Raw genomic sequence first — 24,469 nt, forward strand, 5'->3', positions numbered from 1 at the left:
GACGAAACGCCGGATGCAGCGACGAAACGGGCGCATGCCGTCGTTGGCAGCGCGGATCTCAGGCGCGCAGCATCACCTTGCCGCTGCGGCCCGGCTGCATGCTCGCGGCGGCGGCCTGCGCGGCGTGCGCGAGATCGAACACCGTATCCACCGGCAACTTCAGCTCGCCCGCCAGCGCGCGCTGGATCAGTTCGCCCACCAGTCGGCGCTTGTCGGCCACCGACATCTCGCGGCTGACCTTGCTGCCCCAGAAGCCCTTCACCGTTGCGTGCTTGAAGATCATGTCGCCGGACGGGACCTGCATCGGCTCGCCGCTCATCGCGCCGAACGACACCAGCACGCCGTTCTCGCCCAGCAGCGCCATCAGGTCGGCGCTGGCCTGGCCGCCGACCGAATCCACCGCCACGCCCGCCAGCCCGTCGCCGAGCAGCGCCTTTGCGGCTTCGCGCCAGTCCGGCGCCGCGGTGGAGATCACGTTGTCCACGCCCAGCGCGGCCATCTCGCCGACGCCGGCATCGCGGCGCACCAGGCTGAGCACGCGGATGCCGCGCGCCGCCGCAAGCATCGCCAGGGTCTTGCCGACCGCGCCGTTGGCCGCGTTCTGCACGATCCAGCCGCCGCGCGGCACCTGCAGGAACTCCAGCAGCATCAGCGCGCTGAGCGGCATCGCGATCAGCTGCGCGGCGGTTTCGTCGGCGATGGCGTCGGGCATCGGGATGACCATCCGCGCCGACGCGACGAAATACTCCGCCCACGTGCCGCGGCCCGATGCGGCCGCGACGCGCTGGCCCACCGCGAGTCCTTCGACGTCCGCGCCAAGCGCGTCGATCACGCCCAGCCCCTCGCTGCCGCCGATCGCCGGCAGCGTCGGCTTGTAGCCGTACTGCCCGCGGATGGTCCACAGGTCGTGGTTGTGGATCGGCGCCAGCTGCATGCGGATCCGCACCTCGCCGGGGCCGGGTTCGGGCATCGGGCTGTCGGCCGCGACCAGCACCTGGGCTGGATCGCCGAACGTGTGGTGGATGGCGCTGCGCATGGTCGGTCTCCGGTCAGGCACTGGGCCGCCACGCTACACCACGCCGGCCGCCCGCCGTGGCGGCGCGATTCCACCGTCCCGGCCTCGCGTCGCTGCGACGGCTGCCGTTGCACCGCGCGCCGGCTTCACGGATCAGCCCGTCGCCCCGCCGCGGCCTCGGCAAGCAGCGCCGCGGATTCCTCGGCCAGGTAGCGGACACACGCCTCGATGTCGGCGCGGCGGGTGCGGAAGCTGAGCACGCAGACACGGCCGAGGTAGCGGTCGCCGACGCTGGCGCCGGTCAGCATCACCCGGCCGCGCCCGGTGACGCGCCGCATGAGTTCACGGGTGGCTTCGTTGCGCGCGGCCAGGGTCGGCAGCGCCGCGCTTTCGAGGTGGAAGGCGAACAGCGACAGCTGCGGCGGCGCGTCCAGGACGATGCCCGGGATGCGCGCGACCTGCTCCGCGGCCCACACCGCCAGCTCGCGCTTCTCGGCCAGCGCCGCGCGATAGCGGGCCGCGCCGAAGAACTTCAGCGTCAGCCAGACGCGCAGCCCGGGGAAGCCGCGCGACAGGTCCGGCCCGTACTGCGCGGGGTCGTAGAACTCGCCCTGGTTCTCCGGCAGGTAGCCGGCGCTCGCCGAATGCAGCGCGCGCAGGTCCTCGCCGTCGCGCACCAGCAGCGCGCCGGTGCCGTAGGGCATGAACAGGCCCTTGTGCGGGTCGAGCGTGAGCGAGTCGGCGCGCGACAGCCCGGCAAGCAGCGGTCGCAGTCCCGGCACCATGTGGAAACAGCCGCCGTAGGCGCCGTCGACGTGGTGCCACAGGCCTTCGCGCGCGGCGAGGTCGGCGATGGCTTCCAACGGGTCCACCGCGCCGGTGTTGGTGGTGCCGGCGGTGGAGAACACCATGAACGGCTGCAGCCCGGCCGCGCGGTCCGCGGCGACGGCCTGCTCCAATGCGTCCACGCGCATCCGGTAGTCCGCGTCCACGGCGATGACGCGCACGCGGTCATGGGCGATGCCGGCCAGCTTCGCGGCCTTGGTGATGCAGTGGTGCGACTGCGACGACACGTACAGCGTGCCGCGGCGTATTTCCACGCCCAGCAGCTTCTCGCGCGCGCAGGCGATCGCGTTGAACATCGCCGACGAGCCGCCGGTGGTGAACAGCCCGCGCGCCTGCGGCGGGAACCGCATCCATTCGCGCAGCCAGTCCAGCGCGTTGGCTTCCAGCTGCACCAGCGCCGGCGCCGCTTCCCAGATGCCGGTGTAGCGGTTGGTGGTCGCGGCGATGAAGTCCGCCAGCGCCGCGGTGTAGATCCCGCCGCCCGGGATGTAGGCCAGGTATCCGGCGCCATTGGTCGTGAACGATCGCGGGATCCATTCGTCGAACAGCGGCGCGAGCAGTGCATCCAGCGCCGTTCCCTGCTCCGGCGCCTGCTCGCGCATGGCCCGGCACAGCGCTTCGATGCCGTCGTAGTCGCCGCAGCCGGGCGCCTCCGGCAGCGCCGCCAGGTGCGCCAGCACGCGCTGCAGCACCTGGTCGGCCATCGCCTGCATGGTGTCAGGCGACAGTTCCAGGTTGGCCGGATCGTGGTTCGTGGCGCTGTCGGTCATGGTCGCGGTGCCTCTGCTGCAAGGGTTGCCGCCGGGGTCGAAGCTGGCGGCATCTCCAAGTCTAGATCCGGCGGACAGGTTCACCTCGCACGGACCTGCCGCTGGCAACGCCGGCGCGGGAGGCGGATTCCCCGCTCCATCGCCGGCGTCGCTTCCAGACGCAAGCCGGGAGCGCTGCTGTCCTTGGGGCGCACCGCGGCGGGCGCGTTACGATGCCGCCCCATGTCGCGGGTCGCAGAGCAAGCGTGAAGTCCCACCCCTGCAAGACGCGCCCGCCGGCATGAGCCAGGCCCCGCGTCGCCCACCCGCCGCGCCACCGGACCCGACCGCGCGCCTGCAGTCGCGGATCGCCGCGCTGCTGTCGGTGCTGCTGCACGTGCTGTTGCTGCTGCTGGTGATGCGGTCCCCGCCGATCACCGTGTCGGAGCCTGAAGGCGCGGCCGGCGGCAGCGCGCTGCAGGTCACCTACATCGACCAGTCGCTCGACGTCCCGCCGCCCGCGCGCACCACGCCGGCGCCGCGCAAGGCGCCGCCGCGCACCCCGCGCAAGACCGCGCCCGCGGCCAGCCGGATCCAGGCCACGCCGGTTCCCCAGGCCGACGCGCCCGAAGCGCTGCGCGTGGTCGACGTCGCCGACAGCCCCGAGCCCTCCCCCGCCGACGAAGTCCCGCAGCCGCCGGACGCACCGGCAGCGGCGCCACCCGAAGCGCCGCAGGTCCCGATGAAGCGCCCCGACCTGGCGTGGGGACAGCCGCCGGGCATGGCCCCGGAACACCACGCCCCGGTGAACGCCGGGCCGGCGCGCAGCCGCGCCGCCAGCCGCGGCCGCAACAACAGCGATGCCCCCTCCTCCGGCACCAGCATGGAAGTCGGCGGCTACCGGGTGTACTACGATCTGCTCGACGAAACCCGCCTGCGCGCGTGGCGCGATCAGGGCATGACCGAACTGTTCCTTCCCTTGCCGGGCACGCGCCGGCTCATGGTCTGCCCGCTGGAGATCGCGCTGCATCGCGACTCCGGCACGTGCCGCCTGGTCGAACCGGATTCGCCGGAACTCGAAGCCATCGGCGACGCCCGCGACGTGGTCACCATGCAGCGGGTATACCGGCTGGGCGAAGTGCTCTGGAGCGGGCCGGGGGCGTACCGGTAGGCGGCAGGGCCGGCGCCGGGTCCCGCAATCCCCGCGCAGCTTGAAATCCGCGCCAGCGCACGCACATTCGCGTCTCTATCTGCCATGCGCTCCGGATCCCTGCCCATGACGACCACCACCGAAACCCGCCCCTTCGAGGCCGAAGTCGCCCAGGTCCTGCACCTGGTCACCCACTCGCTGTACTCGCACAAGGAAATCTTCCTGCGCGAGCTGATCTCCAACGCCTCCGACGCCTGCGACAAGCTGCGCTTCGAGTCGATCGCCAACCCCGACCTGCTGGCCGGCGACGCCGAGCTGCACATCGACGTCAGCTGGGACAAGGACGCGCGCACGATCACCATCGCCGACAACGGCATCGGCATGTCGCGCGACGAGGTGGTGGCCAACATCGGCAGCATCGCCAGCTCCGGCACCCGCCGCTTCCTGGAGGCGATGGGCGCCGAGCAGAAGGCCGACGCGCGCCTGATCGGCCAGTTCGGCGTCGGCTTCTACTCCGCTTTCGTGGTCGCCGGACGCGTGACCGTGCTCACCCGCCGCGCCGGCGCCGCGCCGGAAGACGGCGTGAAGTGGGAAAGCGACGGCCGCGGCGAGTACACGCTCGAAGCCGCCACCGTGCCCGCGCGCGGCACCACCGTGGTGCTGCACCTGAAGGACGGCGAGGACGAGTTCCTCGACGGCTGGAAGCTGCGCGGGCTGGTGCGCAAGTACTCCGACCACGTCGCCTTCCCGATCCGCATGCCGAAGGAAACGCCGGCCGGCGACGACGACGACGCGAAGCAGGACGACGCCGCGCCCGCGTGGGAAACCGCCAACGACGCCTCCGCGCTGTGGACACGCCCGAAGTCGGAGATCAGCGACGAGGAGTACCAGGCCTTCTACAAGTCGCTCGGCCACGACTTCAACGACGCCGCGGCCTGGACCCACAACCGCGTCGAGGGCAGCCAGAGCTTCACCACCCTGCTGTACCTGGCGGCGAAGCCGCCGTTCGACCTGATGATGGGCGGGCGCGACGAGCGCAAGGGCCTGAAGCTGTACATCAAGCGCGTCTTCATCATGGACGCGGCCGAGGAGCTGCTGCCCAACTACCTGCGCTTCGTGCGCGGCGTGGTGGACGCCGACGACCTGCCGCTCAACGTCAGCCGCGAGATCCTGCAGCACAACCGCCAGCTCGAGCGCATCAAGGGCGCCTGCGTGAAGCGCGTGCTGGACCTGATCGAGAAGCTCTCGCGCGACGAACCGGAGAAGTTCGCCGCCTTCCTCAAGGCCTTCGGCAACACGCTCAAGGAAGGCATCGTCGAGGACGCCGGCAACCGCGAGCGCATCGCCAAACTGCTGCGCTTCGCGTCGACCCGGGGCGACGGCGACGCGCAGACCGTGTCGCTCGACGACTACGTCGGCCGCATGGCGCCGGGGCAGGAGGCGATCTGGTACGTCACCGCCGACGGCTACCGCGCCGCCGCGGGCACGCCGCAGCTCGAGGCCTTCCGTGCGAAGGACATCGAGGTGCTGCTGATGTCCGACCGCATCGACGAATGGATGCTCGGCCACCTGCACGAGTACGCCGGCAAGCCGCTGCGCCACGTCGCCAAGGGCGAGCTGCCGCTGGACGAGGCAGGCAAGCAGAAGCAGGAAGAAGCCGCGAAGGCCGCCGCGCCGCTGCTGGAGAAGCTCAAGCGCCTGCTCGGCGACCGCGTCGAGGACGTGCGCGTGTCCGCGCGCCTGACCGACTCGCCGGCGTGCCTGGCCATGTCCGAGTGGGAGATGGCCCCGCACCTGGCGCACCTGCTGCGCGAGGCCGGCCAGGACGTGCCGGAGAGCAAGCCGACGCTGGAGGTCAACCCCGCGCATCCGCTGCTGCAGCGAGTCGACGGCGAGGCCGACGACGCCCGCGCGACCGACCTCGCCACCCTGCTGCTGGAACAGGCGCAGCTGTCCGCCGGCGCGCCGCTGGCGGATCCGGCGGCGTTCGTGCAGCGGATGAACCGGCTGCTGGCGGGCTGACCGCGGGCCAGGCCCGATCAGGCCAGCGGGCCCACGCACATCCGGCGGTGATGACGCCGCCGGACGTTGCAGCCGGTGCGTAACCGGCGACGCTGCCTGGGCTGCGCCGAGATGCAGCGGCGCCTGCCGTGACCGTGACCGTGACCGTGACCGTGACCGTGATCGTGATCGTGATCGCGCGCGACGATCGCGGCGCTAGCGCAGCAAATCAACCGACTGTCGGCCTGCTGGTTCCGCAGGGAATGTGCGCGTTGCGCTAACCGGCACCGCGGCGCGCGGCCACCGCTTCCATCCGCTTCAGCCGCCGCGACAGCGCGTCGGGATCGGTCACCGCCTGCACGCGCGCGCTGCCCAGCGCTTCGGCCAGATAGCGCGCATTGACGCCACCCACCCACACCGGGACGCCCGGCGGCAGGTCCGCGTCCAGCACGCGCAGCTGCGCCAGTGCATGTGGTGCGCTACCCGGGTCGATCGAGCTCAGCGCCACCGCGCCCGCCCCGAGGCGCGTGGTGACGCGCACCAGTTCCTCCGCGGGCAGTTCGGTGCCCAGGTAAAGCACCGGTGCCCCGGCATCGTGTGCGTACAGCGCCGCGCCCAGCAGGCCCAGCTCGTGCGGCTCGCCGGGCAGCGTGGCGAACAGCACCCGCGGCCGCCGTTCGCGCGGATGCTGGTTGATCACCGACAGCAGGCGCGCGCGCAGCAGGCTGCTCACCAGCCGTTCCTGCGCGATTGCCAGGCGTCCGTCGGCCCAGCGCAGGCCGACTTCGCGCAGCAGCGGCATCACCACGCGCGACACCAGCACCGCCACCGGCAGGGTGGCGATGGCCACCGACAGCTCGCGGTCGAATTCGTCCACCTGGTAATCGGCGACGGCGTCGAGCATCCGGGCCGGCAGGGCGTCCAGGCCGCCGAAGCCGGTCTGCCGGCTGCTCTCCAGCAGGGCGTCCAGCGCCGCGTCGTCGAGCGCGGCGAGGTCCCGGATGGGATGTCCGCGGGCGGTGAGCCGGTGCAGCCGGGTCAGCCGGTCAATCGTGGCCGCGTCGTACAGGCGACGCCCATTGGCGGCGCGGCCCGGTGCCACCGCGGCGTGCCTGCGCTCCCACGCACGCAGGGTTTCGGGCGTGAGCCCGGTCAGTTCTGCGGCGGCCTTGACGGGGTACATGCTGTGCAATGTACAACATCTGTACAACTGGAAGTTGTACACGCAGCTAACGGGCGGGGACCGACACTGGCGCCGTTCCCTCACTCGAGCCCCGCCATGAACCGCACCGCCCGTCCCCGCCTGATGTCCCTCCTCACCGCCGCCCTTGCCCTCGGGCTGGCTGCTCCGCTGGCCGTCGCCGGCCAGCCCGCCGGCACTGCCGCACCCGCCAGCCGGGCCAAGGCCGATATCGTCGACACCGCGATAGCCGCCGGCCAGTTCAAGACCCTCGCCGCCGCGCTGAAGGCCGCCGGCCTGGTCGACACCCTCAAGGGCCCGGGGCCGTTCACGGTGTTCGCACCGACCGACGCGGCGTTCGCCGCGCTGCCCGCCGGCACCGTCGAAACCCTGCTGAAGCCGGAAAGCAAGCAGAAGCTGATCGCGATCCTCAGCTACCACGTCGTGCCGGGCCGCGTGCCGGCGGCGCGCGTGGCCGGGATGGATTCGGCCACCACCGTGCAGGGCGGAAGCCTGGATATCCAGTCCTCCGCCGACGGCGTGACCGTGGACGGCGCGCGCGTCACCAAGACCGACGTGGAGGCCAGCAACGGCGTCATCCACGTCATCGACAAGGTTCTCATGCCCAAGAACTGAGCCCTCCCATCCCACCTGGAGTCACCGAGACATGAAAGCGATCAACCTCACCACCCTCGCCCTGGTCATCGTGGGCGGCATCAACTGGGGCCTGGTCGGCCTCGCCCAGTTCGACCTGGTCGCCGCGATCTTCGGCGGCCAGGACGCCGCCCTGGCCCGGGTGGTCTACACCCTGGTCGGCCTGTCCGCCCTGTGGCAGATCGTGCCGCTGATGCGCGCCGCCAGCACCGGCCAGGTCCAGGCGGAGGCGCGCCACGCCCACCGCTGAGTCCGATCATCGCGTTCCCGGCGCGGGGCGACTCCCGCGCCTTCCCCGACCGCCCGGCGTTGTCCCGCCGGGCGGTCCTTCTTTTTGCGTCGCCACCACCTGCGCTGGGCCATCGCGCCCACGCTGACTTGGTCGCCACGCTGCTCCGTCGCGTGCGGGCAACCGACACCTGCATGTCTGCCGCGCATGCGGCTGCCTGCGGTGCGTCCCAGTGCCGGCGCCCTAAGCGGGATCGGCGCATGCCGAATGTCCGTGCGACTGCCGCGGAGCAAGTCGCGGCCCGTGTTCTCGCCAGCTAGCCAGCGCCCCGCGTGGCATCGAGGTGCGTCAGGTACAGGCGCAGCTGTCCGCCGGCGCGCCGCTGCCGGACCCGGCGGCGTTCGTGCAGCGGATGAACCGGCTGCTGGCGGGCTGACCGGAAAGCGGGTCCCCCGGACGACGCCGAAAGCCGCGTCCGGGGTGCCTGCAACCCGCGATGCCAGGCGCTGCCGGCAACGCGGCCGCGCGGTCATGCCCTGGCCGGCGGATCCCTCCACAGCCCGAAGCGCGTGACGAGCCACAGCCACGCGAACGCGAGCGCCGTGCCGGCGACGCCGTACATGGCGTCGACCGGGTCGCGCGTGTTCAGCAGCGGCAGCCAGCCTTCATACGCCACGTTGGCAACCGCCAGCGCCAGGGCCGCCCACGCCACCACGCGCAGGCGCACGCCCAGCAGCACCCACAGGTAGCCGGCGCCGGCCAGCAGCAGGTACGACAGCGAGAAGTTGAGGACGTGGGTGTAGAAGTCCGGCACCCGGTCGACGATCGCCTGCGCGCGGAACAGGCCCGGCTTGCGGCCCATGAACAGCACGAACGCGCCGCCCAGCAGCAGCACGTGCAGCAGCGCCGCCCAGAGCCTGGGGCGGAAGCGCAGCGTCGGCAGTGCGGCTTGGGTCATGTGGCCTCCTGCGGCAGGGCGGACAGCGGATGTTGCCATCCCCGGCTCGGCACAAAGACCGCGTTCGGGAATTCCACGGGATGCCCTGGCGCCTTCGGTATCGTGGAAACCATCCATCGCGCCGGAAGCACGCCATGCAGCAGCACGAACTCGACGCCCTGTTCGACCAGCACGCCCCCGGCTACGACGCGCAGTGGGCGCGCATGGCGCCGATCCGCGAGAGCCTGCACTTCCTGCTCGAAACCGTGTTCGCCGACCTGCCCGCGGACGCGCGCCTGCTGTGCGTCGGCGCCGGCACCGGCGCCGAGATCGCGCACCTCGCCAGGCGCTTCCCGCGCTGGCGCTTCCTCGCCCTCGATCCCGCGCCCGCGATGATCGAACAATGTCGCGCCCGCGCCGCGCGCGACGGGTTCGCCGACCGCTGCGAGTTCCATGCCGGCCTGCTCGACACGCTGCCGCACGCCGAAGCCTTCGACGGCGCCACCTGCTTCCTGGTGTCGCAGTTCCTGCTCGATCCGGCCGAACGCACCGCGTTGTTCGCCGCCATCGCCCGCCGCCTGCGCCCGGGCGGGATGCTCGCCTGGGCGGACCTGGCGTGGGACACCACGGCCGGCGACTACCCCGCGATGCTGCGGCTGTGGATGCAGGCCATGTCCGGCGCCGGGCTCGACGACGACGCGCTTGCGCGCATTCGCGGCAACTACGCGCGGGACGTCGCGATCCTGCCGCTCGACGACGTCGCCGCACTGGTCGCCAGCGCCGGCTTCGACGCACCCCTGCGGTTCCACCAGGCGGGCATGATCCACGGCTGGTGCGCGCGGCGGCGCTGATGCCCGGCCCGCGCCGGGAACTTGTCCGTGCGCCGGCGGGCGCCCCGAACTTCGATCGCAACAACAATCCGCCTGGCAAAGAGTCGTGGAGCGCGCGGCCGCGTCGGGATGCCTGCAAGGGAAGCGACGGCGTTCGGTTCCGGCGTCTTCGAATCGAACCTGGCGCCGTTCTCGGCCGCTGTGTGATCTGCAGCTACTGCCCGGCGCCCTCATCCTCATCGCGCTGCAGATAGCGCTCGAGCCTGTCCTTGCGCTGGGGAATCCCGGCGTCAATGTCGAGCTGGATCACCTCGGCGGCGGAACGCGCCAGCGCCACGCGGATGGAAGGCATATGGAGATTGTCCGCCGCAACGTAAACGCGCGCATTGGCGAGGAATCCCGGTTCCACGCGTTTCGCCTGCTCCACCAGCGCACTCGCCAGGACATCCTGCGATGGTGACGCCACCATGATCACCCCGTCGGCATTCATGTCGTCAGACAACGCATCGCCGAGATAGCTGGCCAGCATGTCGAACTTCGGGTCATCCGGCAGGGGAACCACCTTGGTGGCCGGGTACTCGTCTTCCGAGTCAGGGTCGATGCGGAAGAACGCGTCGACCAGATAATCGTGCCAAGCCCGGATGTCGCCATCCCCGGGGGCCACGAGCGGCGAGATGAACCGCCGCCTCGCCTCCGCCTTCCGCTGCCTGCGCTCGGCATCCGCGGCCTTCGCCGAGTCGAGCGCATCGGTCCATGCATTGCCTGTCACCGGTACGAGCGAACCGTCCGAAAGCCGGAAGCGGAGGTCGACGTGGCGCTCATCCGGTTCGTCGGCGTCCTGCCGGGTGGCCACGGGCACGACCACGGGAAGCACAAGTTGCCCTTTGCCTTCATCGATGCGCGGCTCTCCGCGCCAGTGGATCGAACTGACGCTGCGAGGAAGCGCGTTGACATAGAACCCGGGAAGGAACGCCGTCAGCCCGAACTCGCGCAGCCGGCTGCCATCGGCGGCATAGAACACCACAGCGTCGTCGCCCCAACCAACGCTGTGCCAGTTATCGAACGTGACCGACGTGCCAAGGTTCGACACCACTGCGTCCACGGGCGCCACGTCGTTCACCAGCGGCGCCTTCCAGACGGTCCGCCACTGCCCGTCCTGCTTGCGCTGCATGTGCCCGATCGGGCTTTTCCGCGAATCGCCGGGGACGCCGCCCGCATTCGGCTTGCCGTCCACCTTGTCGCGGAAGTAGTCGAGCTGGTTCGTCAGTTCGCGAGGATAGATCGTCAGCTTCCAGGCGCCATCCGCGGACGCGTAGGCGCGGACCTCGGGAGGAAGCCACGAGTCCGCCAGCGCGGGCGTGGCGAGCAGAACCCAAAGCAACACGCCAATGCCCAAGCCGGATCTCTTCATCTCCGCCCCCCGTTCGTCCAGGAGGAGCTTATCAAGTGGCGTCGGCAAGGATCGGGCGCCTGGAGATCCTCCTTGGGCTTCCCTCCTGCGGACCAGTCCCGTGAAGCGAGCCTGCCCCCGACTCCTTGGTGGAACGGGCATGTTCGCCGGCATCCCGGTTCGAGGTTCCACGCGATGGCGTGGCGGCGTTATGCTCGCCGCGGGGAAACAGGGGGACACCATATGCGCCGTTGCACAGGCCTGCTTGCGGGCATCTTTCTGCTGTTCATTGCCGGCTCGGCATTCGCACAAACCGACGCGGCCGGGGCCGAGGAACAAAGCCCGTTCGCGGAGCTGCCTTGGGAGTTCGGGCCCACCACCGGCAAGCTCGGCGCGCGCGCGGCCATCAATGTCCCGGAAGGCTACGCATTCCTGGGTACGCAGGGTGCCGAACGCTTCAACGAAATCGCGGAGAACCCGCCCAACGGCGTGGACGAATACATCATCGCGCCGACCGACCTTGGCTGGGTTGCGTTCTTCAGCTTCAATGAAGTCGGCTACGTCAAGGACGACGAGAAGCTCGACCCGGACGACATCCTGTCGTCGATCCGTAAAGGTACCGAAGCCTCCAACGTCGAGCGGAAGAAGCGCGGCTGGGACACGATGGAGGTCCTGGGCTGGAGCTTCAAGCCGCAGTACGACAAGCAGATCAACGCGCTGGAGTGGGCGATCCTGGCGCAGATGAGCCAGAGCGGCGGCAAGTTGATCAACTACAACACGCGACTGCTTGGCCGGCGCGGGGTGATGGAAGTCGTGCTCGTGACCGATCCGCAGGCGCTCGACGCCTCCATCGCCAGCTTCAAGGAGCTGGTGCCCGGCTACAAGTTCAGCGCCGGCGAGAAGTACGCCGAGTTCAAGGAAGGCGACCGCGTCGCCGAGTACGGCCTCGCGGCGCTGATCACCGGCGGCGCGGCTGCAGTGGCGGCCAAGAAGGGCTGGCTGGCCGCCATCGGCGTCTTCCTGGTGAAGATGTGGAAGCTGCTGCTGATCGGCCTGGTCGCCGTGGGCGCCTCGTTCCGCAAGGTCTTCAAGCGTGACCGCGATGGCAACCCCAAGCCTTGAGGCCCTGCTCGTCATCGGCATCATCGGGTTCTACGCGCAGGACGCCATGCTACTGCTGTACCACGACGAGCTTGTGTTCGAGCGGGTCGCCGGGCGCTGGCGTCCATCCCCCGGTGGCCTGCAGTGGAAGGGGCGTTTCCTGTTCGTTCCGAACCTGCTTGCGCCATGGCGCCCGCTGTTGCGCGGAGCCTGCTCGGACGCACCACCGGTGACCACGGATGCACCGTCGCTCGACCCCGTGCTGAAGGCCTTGCGTCCGCTACGGGTCGGCGTGACCCTGCTCGCCGCGCTGCTGCTCGTTGGCGTGCCGATGCTGTTGTGGCGTTTCCCGCATCCGCTTGCATTGCTGGCGCTGGCCGCGGCGATCTACCTGGTTGCGCTGCTGCTGGCCGTTTCGCTGTGGCGCAGCCGCAACGCCTTCGGCATCGGTCGACGCACGACGGCCTGGCTGGCGTTCGAATCCATCGCCTGCCCGCCGCACGCGATCAACTTGGTGCGCAAGCTCGGCCTGCGCCAGCGGCTTCCGGGCGATGCGATGTCGATGGCGACCGCCGCGCTCGACGCGCCGGCACTGGATCGCCTGAAGGTAACCATGAGCGAACGCACGCAGGCATTGGCACCATGACCTTCACCGAGTTCCTCGTGATCGTTTCCGGACTGGCCATCGGCTACTGGCTGGTCGCGGTGTTCATTCCCAACGCGCGTTCGTCGCGCGACGAGGACGCCGAAGCCGCCGCCGAGCGCGACGACGGGCCGGGCCGGGGGCAGCCCCGGGAGCGGCCGGCTGCCTGGCACGAAACCCTCGGCGTCGACCGCGATGCCAGCCAGGAAGAGATCGTCGCCGCGTATCGACGCATGATCGTCCAGTACCACCCGGACAAGGTCGCGACCATGGCACCGGAGTTCCGCGAGCTCGCCGAGAAGCGCTCGGCCGCGATCAACGCGGCCTACGACGAAGCCATGCGCACCCTGCGCGCCTGAGTGTGCGGCCTGCCGGATGGCGCAATCTTTCCGGACAACCCGGGCGGTCGGGGGAATGGCTCGACGTCCGTCCGCGTCCCAGGGAACGTCGTGATGACTGGAACAAAACCATCCAGGGCCCGTATCGCACCTGGCGCCGGGGCCGCAGCCCGCGCACGCACGCCACGAGCGCGCGTTGCGCTGTTGCTTGCGTCCCTCATCTTGCAGGGCGCGGCCTGTGCCGCCGATGCCGTGCACGTGGATGATCATGGTGGCGGGCGCTACACCTTGACGACGACTTTGAGCGGCACCACCGACCCTGCGCACGGCCAGCTCGCGATCGTGCCGACGGCCGAGGCGCTGTGCGGCGAACTGCATCCGCATTACGGGCATTACCGGTTCGAGTCGAGCGCTCCATCGACGGCGACCGGGGCAACCGGACCGGTTTCGCTCGACTACGAGCAGGACATCGCGTGCCGCGACCAGCCGCAGCAAGCAGTGGAAACCGCTTCGGCGGCCGTTCCACCCGCGCCGTCCACGCCGCCCACCGACGAGGACGCGACGCTGATCGGCGAGCGGACGCTCGCCTACCTGCGGGCCAAGGACGCGGCCGACGCCGGCACCGTGTACGCGATGCTGTCCCGGGAAATGGCGAGCTACGCAAGCGCCGAAGCATGGAAGGAAACGCGAAGCGCGTTGAATGCCAGGCTCGGCCCGGGCGGCAAAGCGGCCATCGTCCGCATCACCTGGTACGACGACCCGCAGAACGCGCCGACTCACGGCCGCTTCGCCGCCGCCGACTATCGCGTGGACTACCCAAGCGAAGCCTTTACCTGCGGCTACGTCGTCTGGCTGCGCCAGTCGGACGGCGGCTACCTGGTCGTGCGCGACGAGGAAGGCCAGGCCACGCCGGACGTCATTGCCGGGTTGTCGCCCGAGCAGCGGCTCGCACTGCGGGCGCAGCTGCAGTGCAGGGATTAGCGTGCCCGCGACCGGGAGGCAGGCGCGCTCGCCGCCCCTGCTTCGCAAGTCGGCCCCGGCACGTTGCTTCCGCCCGCGGGCCCCATCGTTTCCCTGCAAACCGCGCCACGGCGTACGCGCGGAGAGCGCCCGTTCGACGGGCGGGCGCCGATGACCGCGGCGGCGGCGATGCCGGACGGATGCGCTGGATCCGTCCGGCATCGTCAGCTCAGTACCGCGCCTGCAGCGTCAGCCGGCTGAACGCCTTCACCCCGGTGACCTTGATGTAGTACGTGCCCGCCGCCGGGTTGGCGATGCGGATGGTCTCGCTGTTGCCGGGACGGCTGGAGCGGCCGTCGGCATCGCCCGCGGTCGGCACGCCGCCGCGCTTTGCCAGCAGGCTGACGTCGCCGCTGCCGCCGTAGGACAGGATGTTGAGCATCCGCGCGCCGGCCGGCACCTCGATCGCGAACAGCAGGTCCTCGCCCGCCGCGCCGGACAACCCGTTCACCGGCACCTTGTTCTCCAGCGGCGTCGCGTCGGGCGCCGAATCGTCGGCGGCGAACACGTGCACGCCGGTGTTGCCGCCGAGCGCGAGCAGCCGGCCGTCGTCGAGCGCGGCCAGGCGCTGCACGCCCTGATGGCCGGTCGGCGTGAGGCCGACCTCGACGGGCTGGGTCGGGTCGGAGACGTCGAGCTCGTGCACGCCGTCGTTGTTGGCGTACCAGGCGCGGTCGCCGCGCTGCGCGACGTGCGAGTACGCGCCCGCGCCGCTGGCGCCGGTGGCGAAGCGCCCGACCACCGTCGGCGCCGCGGGATCGGCGATGTCGACCACCTGCATGCCGCCCTCGCAGGCCAGGTAGAGCAGCGAGACGCCGCTGTCGATCGCCAGGTCGAAGCCCGCGCCGCAGCCGTCGTCCAGATGGGCGACCCGCACCGGCGCGGCGGGGTCGGCGATGTCGTAGACGCTCAATCCGCCGGCGCTGCCGACTTCCTTGCCCTCGGCGATGTAGACGTGGCTGCCGTCGACCTTCAGCTGGTACGGCTGGCTGGTCAGCGCGCCCTGCCACACCAGGGTCGGCGCCGCGGGGTTGGAGATGTCGGCGACGCCGAACACGCCTTCGTTGGTCCACCTGGCGAGGTAGGCGTACTGGCCCTCGACGTCGAGCACGGCGGCGAACGGGAACTCCATCCGCCCGGTTTCCACCGGTGCGGCCGGGTTGGACAGGTCCACGCCCACCAGCCCGTAGCCCCATGCGGCCAGCCAGGCGGTGTCGCCGGCCATCGCCAGCTGCTCGAAGCTGCGCTTCTCGAAGCTCTTGGGCAGGTCGACCTCCAGGCGCGCCGTGGGCGCGAGCGTCTGCGCGTCGTTCACCGTCAGGCCGTAGTTGGGCTGCAGCAGCACCAGGCGGCCGGCGTGCACCGCGACGTCGCGCGCGCCGATGCCGGCCGGCAGCCACGAGGTGGAGACGCGCGTGGGCGCCTGTGGCGACGACACGTCGATCGCCTGCAGCAGGTCGGTATCGGTCGGGATCAGCAGCAGGTTGCCGGCGCGCACCGCACGGCGCCCGGCGAATGCGTCGATGTCGAAGTGCCCGGCTGCAACGGGCGCATCGATGTCGGCGATGTTCCAGGCGTCCAGGCCCGGGCCCCAGCCGAACGTGTAGGCGTGATCACCGACGTGCACGCCGGTGATCGCCGGCGGGATGTCGAGCCAGCCGCGCTTGCCCATCTGGCCGCTGGCATTGAGGTCGTACACGGTGAGCTGGTTGCCGGTGCCCAGCACGAAGCCCGGCTCCGGCGCGAGGCTGAAGTTGTCGAGGCCGTCGACGCCGTTGTCGGCGACCTGGACGGGCAGCTCCGGGTTGCTGGCGTCGTAGACGTCGAGCACCGTGCCGCCGAGCCAGTTGCGGCCGGTGCCGTAGATGGTGTGGCCGCTGGCGCTGATGCGCGAGTACTGCGTGGGCACGCTTTCGATGCCGGTGGCGGCGAACTGCGGCGCGGCCGGGTCGGCCAGGTCGGACACGAACACGCCGTGGTTGTTGTCGAACAGGTACAGGTGGTCGTTGGCGACGACCAGGCCGAGCAGGAACTTGTCGTCGGCGGCGACGTAGTCCTCGGTCTGCCCCACCAGCGCCGGCCGGGCCGGGTCGGCCAGCGAATAGACCGCCACGCCGCTGCTGCCGTCGTAGCCGCGCCAGCTGGCGTAGAGGTGGTTGCCGTGGCGGGCCAGGCCGTTGATCGCGGCGTCGGCCGGACCGCTGGTGGCCACGCGCAGGGGCGCGGAGGGGTCGCTGTAGTCCCAGGTCGCGATCACGCGCCCGGTGGGAATGTAGACGCGGTCGCCGGCGACGACCGGATCGGCGGCCACGGCGCCGCCGCGCAGCAGCGACAGCGACAGCGGCGAGTCGGCGGCCTGCGCCTGCGGGGTGGCGGTCAGGACGAGGGCGGCGGCGAGGGCGCTGGCGAGCAGCTTGATGGCCATGGTGCGTGCTCCTTGGAAGCAGGGGTCATGCCGGGACGGCGGGCGTCGCGGGTGTGGAAGGGACGGCGCGCCGCCATGCGGGGGCCGGGCGGCGCGGGTTCGGGAGCGGGCTCCCGGCGGCGCGGCCCCGGGCAGGCGGTCACGCAGCCCCCGGAACTTGGGCGGGGCCGCGCCGGCGGTCATTCCAATGCGGTGACGATCGCTTGACGAACGCATGACCGCCGCCACGGCGCCCGTCGTGGCGGCGTGCCGACGGCGTGCCGGCGGGGCAAGGTTCGGCGCGACGGCTACGGCGCGAGTGCGGACTGCGTCGCGGTTTCCGCCGCGGCGGGCGCGGCACGCTCGCCGGCCAGCGCCGCCGCGCGCGCCTGCGCGGCCTGCGCCTGCGGGCCCTGGCCCAGCCTGCGCAGCAGGCGCGCCTGCAGCGCGGCGAGGTCGAAATCCTCCCCCGCCCACGGGGCCGCGCGGCCGACCAGCGCGCTGGCTTCGTCGCTGCGGCCGCGTTCGAGCAGCCAGCCGGCATGGGCGACCACCACCGTGGCGACCTCGGCCGGAATCCCGCGCTGTTCGGCCAGCGCCAGCGCCGCCCGGTAGCCGGCGTCGGCCGCCGCCACGTCGCCGCGGGCGCGGCGGGCAACGGCGTGGACCAGCAGGTCCGGCAGGGTTTCGCCGAGCGCGGCATCGGCGGCCGCCGACACCGGCAGGTCCGCTGCCAGCGCGGCCTGCTCGCGGCGCAGCCGCAGCCAGGCACGCCTGCGCGGATCGCCCAGCGCCGGCCACGCGCGCAGGGCCGCGTCGGCCAGCGCCACCGCCCGCGCCGGGGCGCCGCCGCCCAGCGCCAGCTCGACCTGCAGCAGTTCGCGGCGGCCGTGTTCGCCGGGCTGGGACTGACCGGCTTCGGGCATCGCCAGCAGGCGGCCGGCCTCGCCCAGGCGCCCGGCTTCGATCAGCGCGTGCGCGCGGGTGAGCACCACGTCCGCGCGCTGCGAGGACGCGCGCAGCTTCGGCAGCAGGGCCCAGGCCCGCTCGCTCTCGGCCATCGCCTCGTCGTGCCGCAGCAGCTGCAGCAGCGCGACCACGCGCATGTTGCGGAAGGTGGACAGCTCGTTGATCGCGCCCATCGCCTCGAAGTCGCGCGCGGCGCGGTCCAGGTACGGCAGCGCCTGCGCCGGATGCCCGCGGTCGACCTCGAGCACGCCGAGGTTGGCGTCCACCCGGGCCACGGCCAGGGTGTCGCCGGCGCTGGCCAGCTGCATGCGCGCCTGGCCGAAGTCCGCCAGCGCGCGCTCGAACCGCTGCTGCAGCGCGTTGGCCACCGCGCGCCCGCTCAGGGCGATGCCCAGCTCGGCCGGCTGGGCGGTCTTGCCGACCACGGCGATGGCCTCGTCGTAGCTGCGCCGCGCCTCGTCCGCGCGGTCGAGCCGGATCAGCATCGCGCCGCGGGCGTTGAGCAGCTGCACGCGGAAGCGTGGATCGTCGCGCGCGTCGTCGCCCGCCAGCAGCGCGTCGAGCGTGGCCAGCCCGCGCTGGTACTGCCCGGCGCGGAAGTCCACGCGCGCCAGCTGGTAGCGCAGGCGCGGCTGCGCGCGCTGCAGCTCCGGCGCCGCGAGCAGGATCGCGCGCGCGGACTCGATCTGGTTGGCCAGCATCGCCGCGCGCGCGCGCTGCAGGCGTTCGGCCAGGGCCGGGGGATCGTCGTCGCCGGCGACCGCGTGGCCGCCCAGGGTCGCGGCCAGCCGCCCCGACGCCAGGCGCGCGGCCTGCAGCAGGTCGGCGTCGCGCGCCTGTGCCTTGTGCCCGGCGCCGCTCGCGTCGCTGGCCTGCAGCCGCACCTCCCAGTCGTCGCCGACGCGGACGGCATGGCTGCTGACGATCCAGTTCGCGCGCATCGACCGGCGCAGCTGCCGCGGATCGGCATCGGGCTGCTGGTGCAGCACGCCGAGCGTGGTCTCGCTGGGCAGCACCGGCAGGCCGCTGCGCTGCAGGCGGTCGCCGATGAAATCCATCAGGCCCAGGCGCGCCCAGCTCGCGTCGCCGGGATCGCGCAGCTCGGCCGGCAACACCATGATCGCGCGCGGCGCAACGGCGTCGGCCGCGGCTGCGGGTGCCTGCGCTTCGTCCGCGCCGCGCTGCAGCCACCACGCCGCCGCGAGCGCGAGGCACGCGCAGGCCGCGGCGATCCACGACGAACGCCTCGACAGGCGCCAGCGACGCGGGACGGCTGCGGTGGCCCGCGCCGCGGGCGATGCGGGGGGCGGCCGTGCCGGCGCGGCGGCGTCGATGGCCGCCGGCGGCGCCGGCTGCATTGCTTGCGCGGTGGCGCCTGGGTGCGCGGCGGGCGATCCGGCCGGCGCCGGCTGCGCGTCAGGGCGCGGTTCACCGGAATGGGGTTCATCGGAGCGCGGTTCGGCAACCGCCGCTTCGTCGGTTTCGACCGTCACCGGCGGCAGCCAGCGGAAGCCGAAGCGCGGCACCGTCCGGATCGACTTCTGCTCCTGGCCGTCGTCGCCGATCGCGCGCCGGCTGCGCAGCACCACCTGTGCCAGCTGCGCGTCGGACACGTTGGGCCGGCCGAACACCGCGTGCACCAGTTCGTCGCGGCTGACGGCGCGGTCGCGGTGCTCGATCAGGCAGCACAGGCACTCGAACACGCGCGCAGGCAGGGCCGTGGCAACGCCCTGGTGGCGCAGCTCGTGCTTGGGCAGGTCGAGGACGTATGCGCCGAAGCGATAGCGTGCGATCGTCATGGACATCGGAAACGGGGGATGGCGCCATGATCGCGTATCCCGCCCGCGGGCACGAAGTACGCGCCCGTATCGTGGCCGGCGCCGCGCCGGATCACCGGCAGGCCGGACTACCTGCCGCGTTCGCCCGCCGGCTCACGGGCCCGGCTGCAGTGCCGGGACGCGGCGCGCAACGAAGGCGCGGGCAACGCAGCCGCCCCGCCGTCCTCGCTCCCTCCACGCTGAAGCGAACCCGCGTTGCGCGACGCCGCAGGCGCCCGCAGCCGCGCCGATCGCAAGCCCGGAGCCTTGCGCGCAAGGGTCCGGGGCTTGCGCGCGAACGAAAAAGCGCCGACTGCCAACGAAAAACCTTTGCGCGCAAGGCTGCAGGGCCGGCCTTCCAACCGGATTGGCCCGCATTCCGACCGAAAAGCCCGCGGGCAAGTCCGCCGGACCCCGAAACGCGGCCCTCGCGACTCCAATCGCAAGCCGGGAACCCTTGCGCGCAAGGGTTTTTGGTCCGCGGTCCGTCCAAAACGGTCGGACGTCCAACCAATCCGGTCGGCGTTCCGACCTCCACGGTCGAAGCCCCGCACTTTCCGGCTTGCGCGCAAGGCCTGGACCCTTGCGCGCAAGCCCGGGAGCTTTGCGCGCAAGCTTCTCAACCTCGCACATCGTTCTGGAGATTGTCCCTGGCACCTTTCGCGCCGTGACACCTTTCACGCCGCGGGCCTGAGGATTTCTAGCGAGCGCCTTCAAAGCAAGACTGCTCCCATCGGAAGGTCTGGCGCTGGCAAGTGAACCCGACCCGTGTTTGGTTCCTGACACACCTTCCCTCGGGGCAAGTGAACCTGACCCGCTTGTCCGCCAACTATTGCGGAGCGAGCGGACATTCCACCCGACGGAACACGAGCTCCGCAGGCGTCTTCTGTGCAAGCACCACCAAGTCGTCATTCAGCCGCTTCACTCGATCAGACGGCGCGGGCCCGCATTGCGGGTCGACGTACATATCGAGCCCAGCAGCTAGTCGCGGCGCCCATTCGCGGACTCCGGTGTGGAACCCGGACTTGGTTTCTACTGCTGGCGACACAAAAGCGATCGCAGCCAAGGCCGCGATTAACCGCGCAAACCAAAACCAAGCTCTGCGCTCCCGGACGCGGTCCTTGGAGCCAAGCTGGGCACCCCAGGTGAACGTGAATGCGATTACTGAAATGGCAAGCAGCACGATGGCTACGAACCCGAGAATCGGTAGCGCCGCGATAGGCGCCAGAAACGTCGTGGCTCTCGGGAAAAGTTCCGGATCCTGACCCGTCGCTAGGTTCACCAAGCGCGCCGACTCGCCAAACGCTAGTGCTCCGCCCATCACCAGCACGGGCACCATCAGCCACTTCGCCCACGTGGCATCCGCAACGCGAGCAATTAGGAGATAGGCCTCGCAAGCCAACGCGAGGGTCAAGACCAATCCCCCCACCCAGCCGATGCTCAGGAATCGCGCACCATCGCCGGGGAGCGTGACGCCCGCTAAGGCAACCAGCAGCAGCGTTCCTCCCAGGACATAGGCTTTCTCCGCCGGAGGAAGCGCCAAGAGCGACCGCATCGAGCCTAGCCAGCGCTCGAGCGTGGCCGTAGTGTTTAGCTTCTTCTGCGACGCCTCGGCGCTCACGCCCTTCTCCGCTCTGCCGAGCCATAGCTCGGAAAATTTATCCCCGACACCTTTCGCCCCTATCACACCCCCGATCTATGTGCCGCCGGAAAATTGTCCCTGAGACCACCCCCTACGAGCGACACTGCACTGAAAAGTCGACTCTGACCCCCACTTCCTGTGACCCCGTTCTTCGGTGTCCGCTCTTTGCACATGCGAGATTTTCCCGACACCTTTTCAGACAACTAAACGCGAGCACGAGCGCGAGCACGCGCCTGAAGCGTGATGTTTACGTCCGTGTACAGCTGAGAAGATACAACCCCTCGTTCCGCCAGCACACTCACCAGAGCATAGGGTTCATCCGATTCCTTTTCGTTGGACCATTGCGCATCTTGCCGAGTCACGACCACGAAAACTTTCTGTCCTAATGCCAGCCTGTCCCTAAATGTCCAACGTGAAACCTGCAGTGTTCCCGCTTTGCGTTTCCCATTGGGAATCGAGCGTCCGGTGGTCCGCTCGCCCATTCCCTCCTCACGATTACGCTGAAATGCCCTCGTTACTTCATCGAGGGTTGACGCGTTAACCAACGTGAACCAAAGTTTCGTTCTTCGGTAATCGAGTCGCGTGGTTCTTACAGCCGGACTGTAGGCCAAGGCCACCGTGATCTCGCGCACTCGCCGACCACCGCTCCAAAAGCTTTCTGGGACGGGTAGCTCGTAGAAGTGGTTCTGATCGTTATCTACGCGTTCTTCAGCTAGTAGCGTCACGGAATGGTCGAGCGACCGGAACAAGGCACTTTCATCTGGATGTCCGTAGCCGATCAGTTGCAACAGCGAGTCTCGCCTTTGAGCATTGGTCTGGGGGTTGAACAGATTTAGGCAAGCCTCTGTCCAGCGTGCGTGCGCACCGATCAGCGCGCGCAGAAGATTGTGGCTCGCACCCGGGATTTCACGCAGCAGCCTAGCCGCTTTATGCGCAGTTTTCGGCGCAGCATAACTGGTGCCAATATCTTCCGAGAACGCCGGCCCAGCAGCGAATCCGCCATTGAGCGAAACGACGCCAAGTCCACGGTGATCCAGGCCTTGCCCGACGCGACGCAATGCAACGTTCCCCGCATGCTCGACAACATCCGGTTTGATCGCGCCATTAATGGACGGACCTCGACGAGTAAGCGGAAACGGCTGCCCAGCCCTTGCCAAGAGACGGTCTTCAATCATGTTCGGTTGACGTTGCGCATTTCGCGTGGCCTCGTTGAGACTCAATCCACCTACGGTCAGAGCGTTGAGTGCGGTAGCCGGGTCAATCAATCGGGCGTTGTCCGCAGACAAATAAGTCGGGTAGGCATTCCGTGGATCGTCCGGCAGATCGTCCTCGCGCAGATTCCCGGTCGGCACGACGAAGAGAACGCCAAGCTCCCGTGTCAATCGATCCAGGGTGTAGGCCAAACCACGAACGTGCCGACCATCATAAATTTTGTTCAAGTCGCCGTAGCTGAGGTTGAATACCCGGCAGCCATACTCGTCCTGCAATTCCCGGACCGCTGCCTCGACGGCCTTCTCAACAAATTCGGTCTGATCCTGCTGGTCGTCCTCGAATACCCTTCCGGAGAACAATCGGACTTGTGGGACAAACTGCCCGCGCTGGATGCTTGCTTGCACATCGCCATAGAGGGCGACACCGCTCACGAAGGTGCCATGCCAAGGTGATGCATCATCTGGACTGTAATCCGGTGCGAGATAGCCTTGGGCATCGCCTACAGCAACCCCAAGCAGAGAGTGACCACTCGTCAGACCGGAATCCAGTACCGCGACGGCCGGCGCATCCACAGCTGGTTGCACAACCTGAGGAAACTGGTTGACGTCAGTCAGAAGCAATCGGATTGATACGCCAAGACGCGGTGGAAGATCGACCGTTCGGACGTCCCGATAGTTTAATAACTGTTCGGCTTGCGCACGAGTGCATCGCACTCGAACCATAACTAGAGATTGCTGAACCAGCTTGTCCAGCTTTTCAATGCCACTTTGGACGAGGAGCTGCTCAAATGCCCCGACCATGGCCTCACGGTGATCCTGCCGATCCTGAGGCCAGAGTTCCACATCCAACTTGAACGTATCAGTGTCCGGGAAACCCTGCTCACGCAGAGCTGCGCCCATACGGTCCTCAGGCGCCCAACGCTCAAAATCTGCGATGGCGTAGAACAGGTCCTTTCTGGTGACAGATCCATCGCGCGCCAGCGTGCTCAGCCGACTCTCGAATTCGCCCAAGCCTTGTTCGGAGGCAAAGGCCAGGACAATGGTGTCCTCTTCTTGGCTGACGATTTCTACGCCGGCAATTAATTCGAGCTCCGGGAGCATCTTGTCACCGTCCCGAAGACGGATTTTGATCAGCTTGCGATCATCAAACCCGCCAATATCCTGTTCGGCGAGTTGCTGACGATATCGTCTGAGGCTTGTGCCTAGGTTGCGGCCATGTTCTTTCAGATCTGCAGGCGGTCTTATGCCTGGAAAATTCTTAGGGTGCCGCTCTGTAGAGGGCGTCTCCCGCCCCAACCGCAGATGTACATAGGACATGCCACCCCCTTAGCTCCCGTGGCGATACTCGCGGGCTAGCGCCGCGTTAAGGTGCTTCGTTTCTAGAAACTCCTTCCCCGAAAGGATCATATCCTTTATGGCGCGTCTGAGAATCCGCTCGACATCAGCATGCGACATTCCCTCAAACATTGAGGCAACCTGTTGGTCATCGATATCGAAGTTCCTTCGTATACCAGACAACTTAAGGCTAAGAAGCCGCTTTATCTGTTCGCTGTTTGGCAGCTCAAAGCGAACTACTTCGTCGAAACGCCGCCATATGGCCCTATCCAATAGTGATTCGTAGTTGGTGGTTGCAATCAGAATGCTCTCGCCCCGATAGCCGTCCATCATCTGCAGTACGGCATTGACGGAGCGCTTCAGTTCGCCGTGATCAGCGCTGTCGCCACGATCCTTGGTCAACGCATCGAACTCGTCGAACAAAGCCACGACGGGTTGCGCCGAAATGTAGTCAAACACCTTGCGCAGGTTGGCCGCTGTTTCACCAAGCAGTGATGAGATTACCGAATCCAACCGGATCAATACCAAGGGCAGGGACAGGGCACTAGCGATAACTTCGGCGGCCAACGTCTTGCCGCAACCAGGCGGCCCGCAGAACAGGAGCTTCTGGACAGGCAGAAGTCCGTACGAGCGCAGCATGTCCTCTCGGTTGTGCTCCATCAGGACTTCATCGAGCACCGATTGCGCCATGTCCGACAGAATGATGTCGTTCTCTTCGCGGACGACTGGACGCTCCTCCAGCAATGGGAGACCGTTGTCTTTGTTGACCGGAGCATCGGCCAGCATGTACTGGCTGCGGTTGCCCACTGACAGTAGAGAGTGGCTGCCATAAAGCAAACGCTCGAGATCGTTGGCGAGAAGGTGATGATTCTTTTCCCGCTCTTCCTTAATAACGGCTTCCGACGCAACACGAAATCCGGCAACGTCTCCTAGTGTCCCCGACTTGATCAGTTGTCGTAGCAGCTTGCCACTAGCCATCGTTAGTTCTCCTGACTCGGGCTCCGGTTC

20 protein-coding genes are annotated in these 24,469 nt (G+C 69.1%); 10 read left to right on the forward strand and 10 right to left on the reverse strand.

Annotation, left to right across the window (positions count from 1 at the left end; all coding sequences use genetic code 11):
• Positions 1-58: 58 nt before the first annotated feature.
• A complete protein-coding gene (locus H570_RS0102725) occupies positions 59-1,036 on the reverse strand; it encodes a zinc-binding dehydrogenase (protein ID WP_027079409.1) in 978 nt (325 codons plus the stop codon).
• Positions 1,037-1,161: 125 nt separating this feature from the next.
• A complete protein-coding gene (locus tag H570_RS16110) occupies positions 1,162-2,631 on the reverse strand; it encodes a pyridoxal phosphate-dependent decarboxylase family protein (RefSeq protein ID WP_051176033.1) in 1,470 nt (489 codons plus the stop codon).
• Positions 2,632-2,911: 280 nt separating this feature from the next.
• Between H570_RS16110 and H570_RS0102735 the strand changes: the two genes are divergently transcribed.
• The 3 genes from H570_RS0102735 (at position 2,912) to H570_RS19485 (ending at position 6,042) form a co-directional block, all read left to right on the forward strand.
• The gene (locus H570_RS0102735) at positions 2,912-3,781 is read left to right on the forward strand and encodes a hypothetical protein (protein WP_027079410.1); all 870 of its coding nucleotides are present in this window, start codon (positions 2,912-2,914) and stop codon (positions 3,779-3,781) included.
• Between the two features lie 105 nt (positions 3,782-3,886).
• Positions 3,887-5,782 (forward strand): molecular chaperone HtpG, encoded by a 1,896-nt coding sequence (gene htpG / locus H570_RS0102740; protein WP_027079411.1) that lies wholly within the window; start codon positions 3,887-3,889, stop codon positions 5,780-5,782.
• Between the two features lie 128 nt (positions 5,783-5,910).
• A complete protein-coding gene (locus tag H570_RS19485) occupies positions 5,911-6,042 on the forward strand; it encodes a hypothetical protein (protein WP_281167551.1) in 132 nt (43 codons plus the stop codon).
• Here H570_RS19485 and H570_RS0102750 read toward each other — a convergent pair.
• Entirely contained in the window at positions 6,039-6,944 is a 906-nt protein-coding gene (locus H570_RS0102750; protein ID WP_027079412.1) for a MerR family transcriptional regulator, read from the reverse strand. The two genes, H570_RS19485 and H570_RS0102750, sit on opposite strands and share 4 nt — an antisense overlap.
• Before the next feature lie 123 nt (positions 6,945-7,067).
• Here H570_RS0102750 and H570_RS0102755 point away from each other — a divergent pair, with 123 nt between their 5' ends.
• Both H570_RS0102755 and H570_RS0102760 read left to right on the forward strand, forming a co-directional pair.
• Positions 7,068-7,577, forward strand: coding sequence for a fasciclin domain-containing protein (locus H570_RS0102755; RefSeq protein WP_027079413.1), 510 nt, complete (start codon positions 7,068-7,070; stop codon positions 7,575-7,577).
• A gap of 31 nt (positions 7,578-7,608) precedes the next feature.
• The gene (locus H570_RS0102760) at positions 7,609-7,845 is read left to right on the forward strand and encodes a DUF378 domain-containing protein (protein ID WP_027079414.1); all 237 of its coding nucleotides are present in this window, start codon (positions 7,609-7,611) and stop codon (positions 7,843-7,845) included.
• Between the two features lie 508 nt (positions 7,846-8,353).
• Here H570_RS0102760 and H570_RS18010 read toward each other — a convergent pair.
• Positions 8,354-8,782, reverse strand: a complete 429-nt coding sequence (locus tag H570_RS18010; protein WP_051176035.1) for a hypothetical protein — start codon at positions 8,780-8,782, stop codon at positions 8,354-8,356.
• 134 nt (positions 8,783-8,916) lie between these two features.
• Between H570_RS18010 and H570_RS0102775 the strand changes: the two genes are divergently transcribed.
• Positions 8,917-9,612, forward strand: coding sequence for a class I SAM-dependent methyltransferase (locus H570_RS0102775; RefSeq protein ID WP_027079415.1), 696 nt, complete (start codon positions 8,917-8,919; stop codon positions 9,610-9,612).
• Positions 9,613-9,805: 193 nt separating this feature from the next.
• On the opposite strand, the gene H570_RS0102780 is transcribed toward H570_RS0102775, so the two are convergent.
• Complete coding sequence (locus H570_RS0102780) at positions 9,806-11,002, reverse strand: hypothetical protein (RefSeq protein ID WP_169447724.1); 1,197 nt, start codon at positions 11,000-11,002, stop codon at positions 9,806-9,808.
• Positions 11,003-11,224: 222 nt separating this feature from the next.
• Between H570_RS0102780 and H570_RS0102785 the strand changes: the two genes are divergently transcribed.
• The 4 genes from H570_RS0102785 (at position 11,225) to H570_RS0102800 (ending at position 14,044) form a co-directional block, all read left to right on the forward strand.
• Positions 11,225-12,103 carry a DUF2167 domain-containing protein gene (locus tag H570_RS0102785; RefSeq protein ID WP_027079417.1) on the forward strand — a complete coding sequence of 293 codons (879 nt, stop codon included), beginning with the start codon at positions 11,225-11,227 and terminating at the stop codon, positions 12,101-12,103.
• A complete protein-coding gene (locus H570_RS0102790; protein ID WP_027079418.1) occupies positions 12,084-12,728 on the forward strand; it encodes a hypothetical protein in 645 nt (214 codons plus the stop codon). The genes H570_RS0102785 and H570_RS0102790 overlap by 20 nt, the downstream gene beginning before the upstream one ends.
• Complete coding sequence (locus H570_RS18015) at positions 12,725-13,084, forward strand: J domain-containing protein (RefSeq protein ID WP_051176037.1); 360 nt, start codon at positions 12,725-12,727, stop codon at positions 13,082-13,084. The genes H570_RS0102790 and H570_RS18015 overlap by 4 nt, the downstream gene beginning before the upstream one ends.
• A gap of 201 nt (positions 13,085-13,285) precedes the next feature.
• The gene (locus H570_RS0102800; RefSeq protein ID WP_169447725.1) at positions 13,286-14,044 is read left to right on the forward strand and encodes a DUF4019 domain-containing protein; all 759 of its coding nucleotides are present in this window, start codon (positions 13,286-13,288) and stop codon (positions 14,042-14,044) included.
• A 208-nt stretch (positions 14,045-14,252) separates the two neighbouring features.
• Here H570_RS0102800 and H570_RS0102805 read toward each other — a convergent pair whose 3' ends face one another.
• From H570_RS0102805 to H570_RS0102835, 5 genes are all read right to left on the reverse strand, one after another.
• Positions 14,253-16,508 (reverse strand): pre-peptidase C-terminal domain-containing protein, encoded by a 2,256-nt coding sequence (locus H570_RS0102805; protein ID WP_027079420.1) that lies wholly within the window; start codon positions 16,506-16,508, stop codon positions 14,253-14,255.
• A 287-nt stretch (positions 16,509-16,795) separates the two neighbouring features.
• Positions 16,796-19,255: a winged helix-turn-helix domain-containing protein gene (locus tag H570_RS0102810; protein ID WP_027079421.1), complete on the reverse strand. Its 2,460-nt coding sequence runs from the start codon at positions 19,253-19,255 to the stop codon at positions 16,796-16,798.
• 847 nt (positions 19,256-20,102) lie between these two features.
• Positions 20,103-20,894 carry a hypothetical protein gene (locus H570_RS0102815; RefSeq protein WP_156899810.1) on the reverse strand — a complete coding sequence of 264 codons (792 nt, stop codon included), beginning with the start codon at positions 20,892-20,894 and terminating at the stop codon, positions 20,103-20,105.
• 224 nt (positions 20,895-21,118) lie between these two features.
• Complete coding sequence (locus H570_RS18435; protein ID WP_084499671.1) at positions 21,119-23,443, reverse strand: S8 family peptidase; 2,325 nt, start codon at positions 23,441-23,443, stop codon at positions 21,119-21,121.
• A 9-nt stretch (positions 23,444-23,452) separates the two neighbouring features.
• On the reverse strand, positions 23,453-24,439 hold the full coding sequence (locus H570_RS0102835) for an AAA family ATPase (RefSeq protein WP_027079425.1): 987 nt from the start codon (positions 24,437-24,439) through the stop codon (positions 23,453-23,455).
• Positions 24,440-24,469 lie beyond the last annotated feature (30 nt).

Source organism: Luteimonas mephitis DSM 12574, assembly GCF_000422305.1.
Classification (GTDB): Bacteria; Pseudomonadota; Gammaproteobacteria; order Xanthomonadales; family Xanthomonadaceae; genus Luteimonas; species Luteimonas mephitis.

What these genes read in the sequence shown, in the direction of transcription:
- H570_RS18010 (WP_051176035.1), bottom strand. Translation starts at nt 8,782, where the DNA reads ATGACCCAAGCCGCACTGCCGACGCTGCGCTTCCGCCCCAGGCTCTGG.
- H570_RS0102725 (WP_027079409.1), bottom strand. Translation starts at nt 1,036, where the DNA reads ATGCGCAGCGCCATCCACCACACGTTCGGCGATCCAGCCCAGGTGCTG.
- H570_RS0102835 (WP_027079425.1), bottom strand. Translation starts at nt 24,439, where the DNA reads ATGGCTAGTGGCAAGCTGCTACGACAACTGATCAAGTCGGGGACACTA.
- H570_RS18015 (WP_051176037.1), top strand. Translation starts at nt 12,725, where the DNA reads ATGACCTTCACCGAGTTCCTCGTGATCGTTTCCGGACTGGCCATCGGC.
- H570_RS0102805 (WP_027079420.1), bottom strand. Translation starts at nt 16,508, where the DNA reads ATGGCCATCAAGCTGCTCGCCAGCGCCCTCGCCGCCGCCCTCGTCCTG.
- H570_RS18435 (WP_084499671.1), bottom strand. Translation starts at nt 23,443, where the DNA reads ATGTCCTATGTACATCTGCGGTTGGGGCGGGAGACGCCCTCTACAGAG.
- H570_RS0102775 (WP_027079415.1), top strand. Translation starts at nt 8,917, where the DNA reads ATGCAGCAGCACGAACTCGACGCCCTGTTCGACCAGCACGCCCCCGGC.
- H570_RS0102780 (WP_169447724.1), bottom strand. Translation starts at nt 11,002, where the DNA reads ATGAAGAGATCCGGCTTGGGCATTGGCGTGTTGCTTTGGGTTCTGCTC.
- H570_RS0102810 (WP_027079421.1), bottom strand. Translation starts at nt 19,255, where the DNA reads ATGACGATCGCACGCTATCGCTTCGGCGCATACGTCCTCGACCTGCCC.
- H570_RS0102785 (WP_027079417.1), top strand. Translation starts at nt 11,225, where the DNA reads ATGCGCCGTTGCACAGGCCTGCTTGCGGGCATCTTTCTGCTGTTCATT.
- H570_RS0102760 (WP_027079414.1), top strand. Translation starts at nt 7,609, where the DNA reads ATGAAAGCGATCAACCTCACCACCCTCGCCCTGGTCATCGTGGGCGGC.
- H570_RS0102735 (WP_027079410.1), top strand. Translation starts at nt 2,912, where the DNA reads ATGAGCCAGGCCCCGCGTCGCCCACCCGCCGCGCCACCGGACCCGACC.
- H570_RS16110 (WP_051176033.1), bottom strand. Translation starts at nt 2,631, where the DNA reads ATGACCGACAGCGCCACGAACCACGATCCGGCCAACCTGGAACTGTCG.
- htpG (WP_027079411.1), top strand. Translation starts at nt 3,887, where the DNA reads ATGACGACCACCACCGAAACCCGCCCCTTCGAGGCCGAAGTCGCCCAG.
- H570_RS0102755 (WP_027079413.1), top strand. Translation starts at nt 7,068, where the DNA reads ATGTCCCTCCTCACCGCCGCCCTTGCCCTCGGGCTGGCTGCTCCGCTG.
- H570_RS0102750 (WP_027079412.1), bottom strand. Translation starts at nt 6,944, where the DNA reads ATGTACCCCGTCAAGGCCGCCGCAGAACTGACCGGGCTCACGCCCGAA.
- H570_RS0102790 (WP_027079418.1), top strand. Translation starts at nt 12,084, where the DNA reads ATGGCAACCCCAAGCCTTGAGGCCCTGCTCGTCATCGGCATCATCGGG.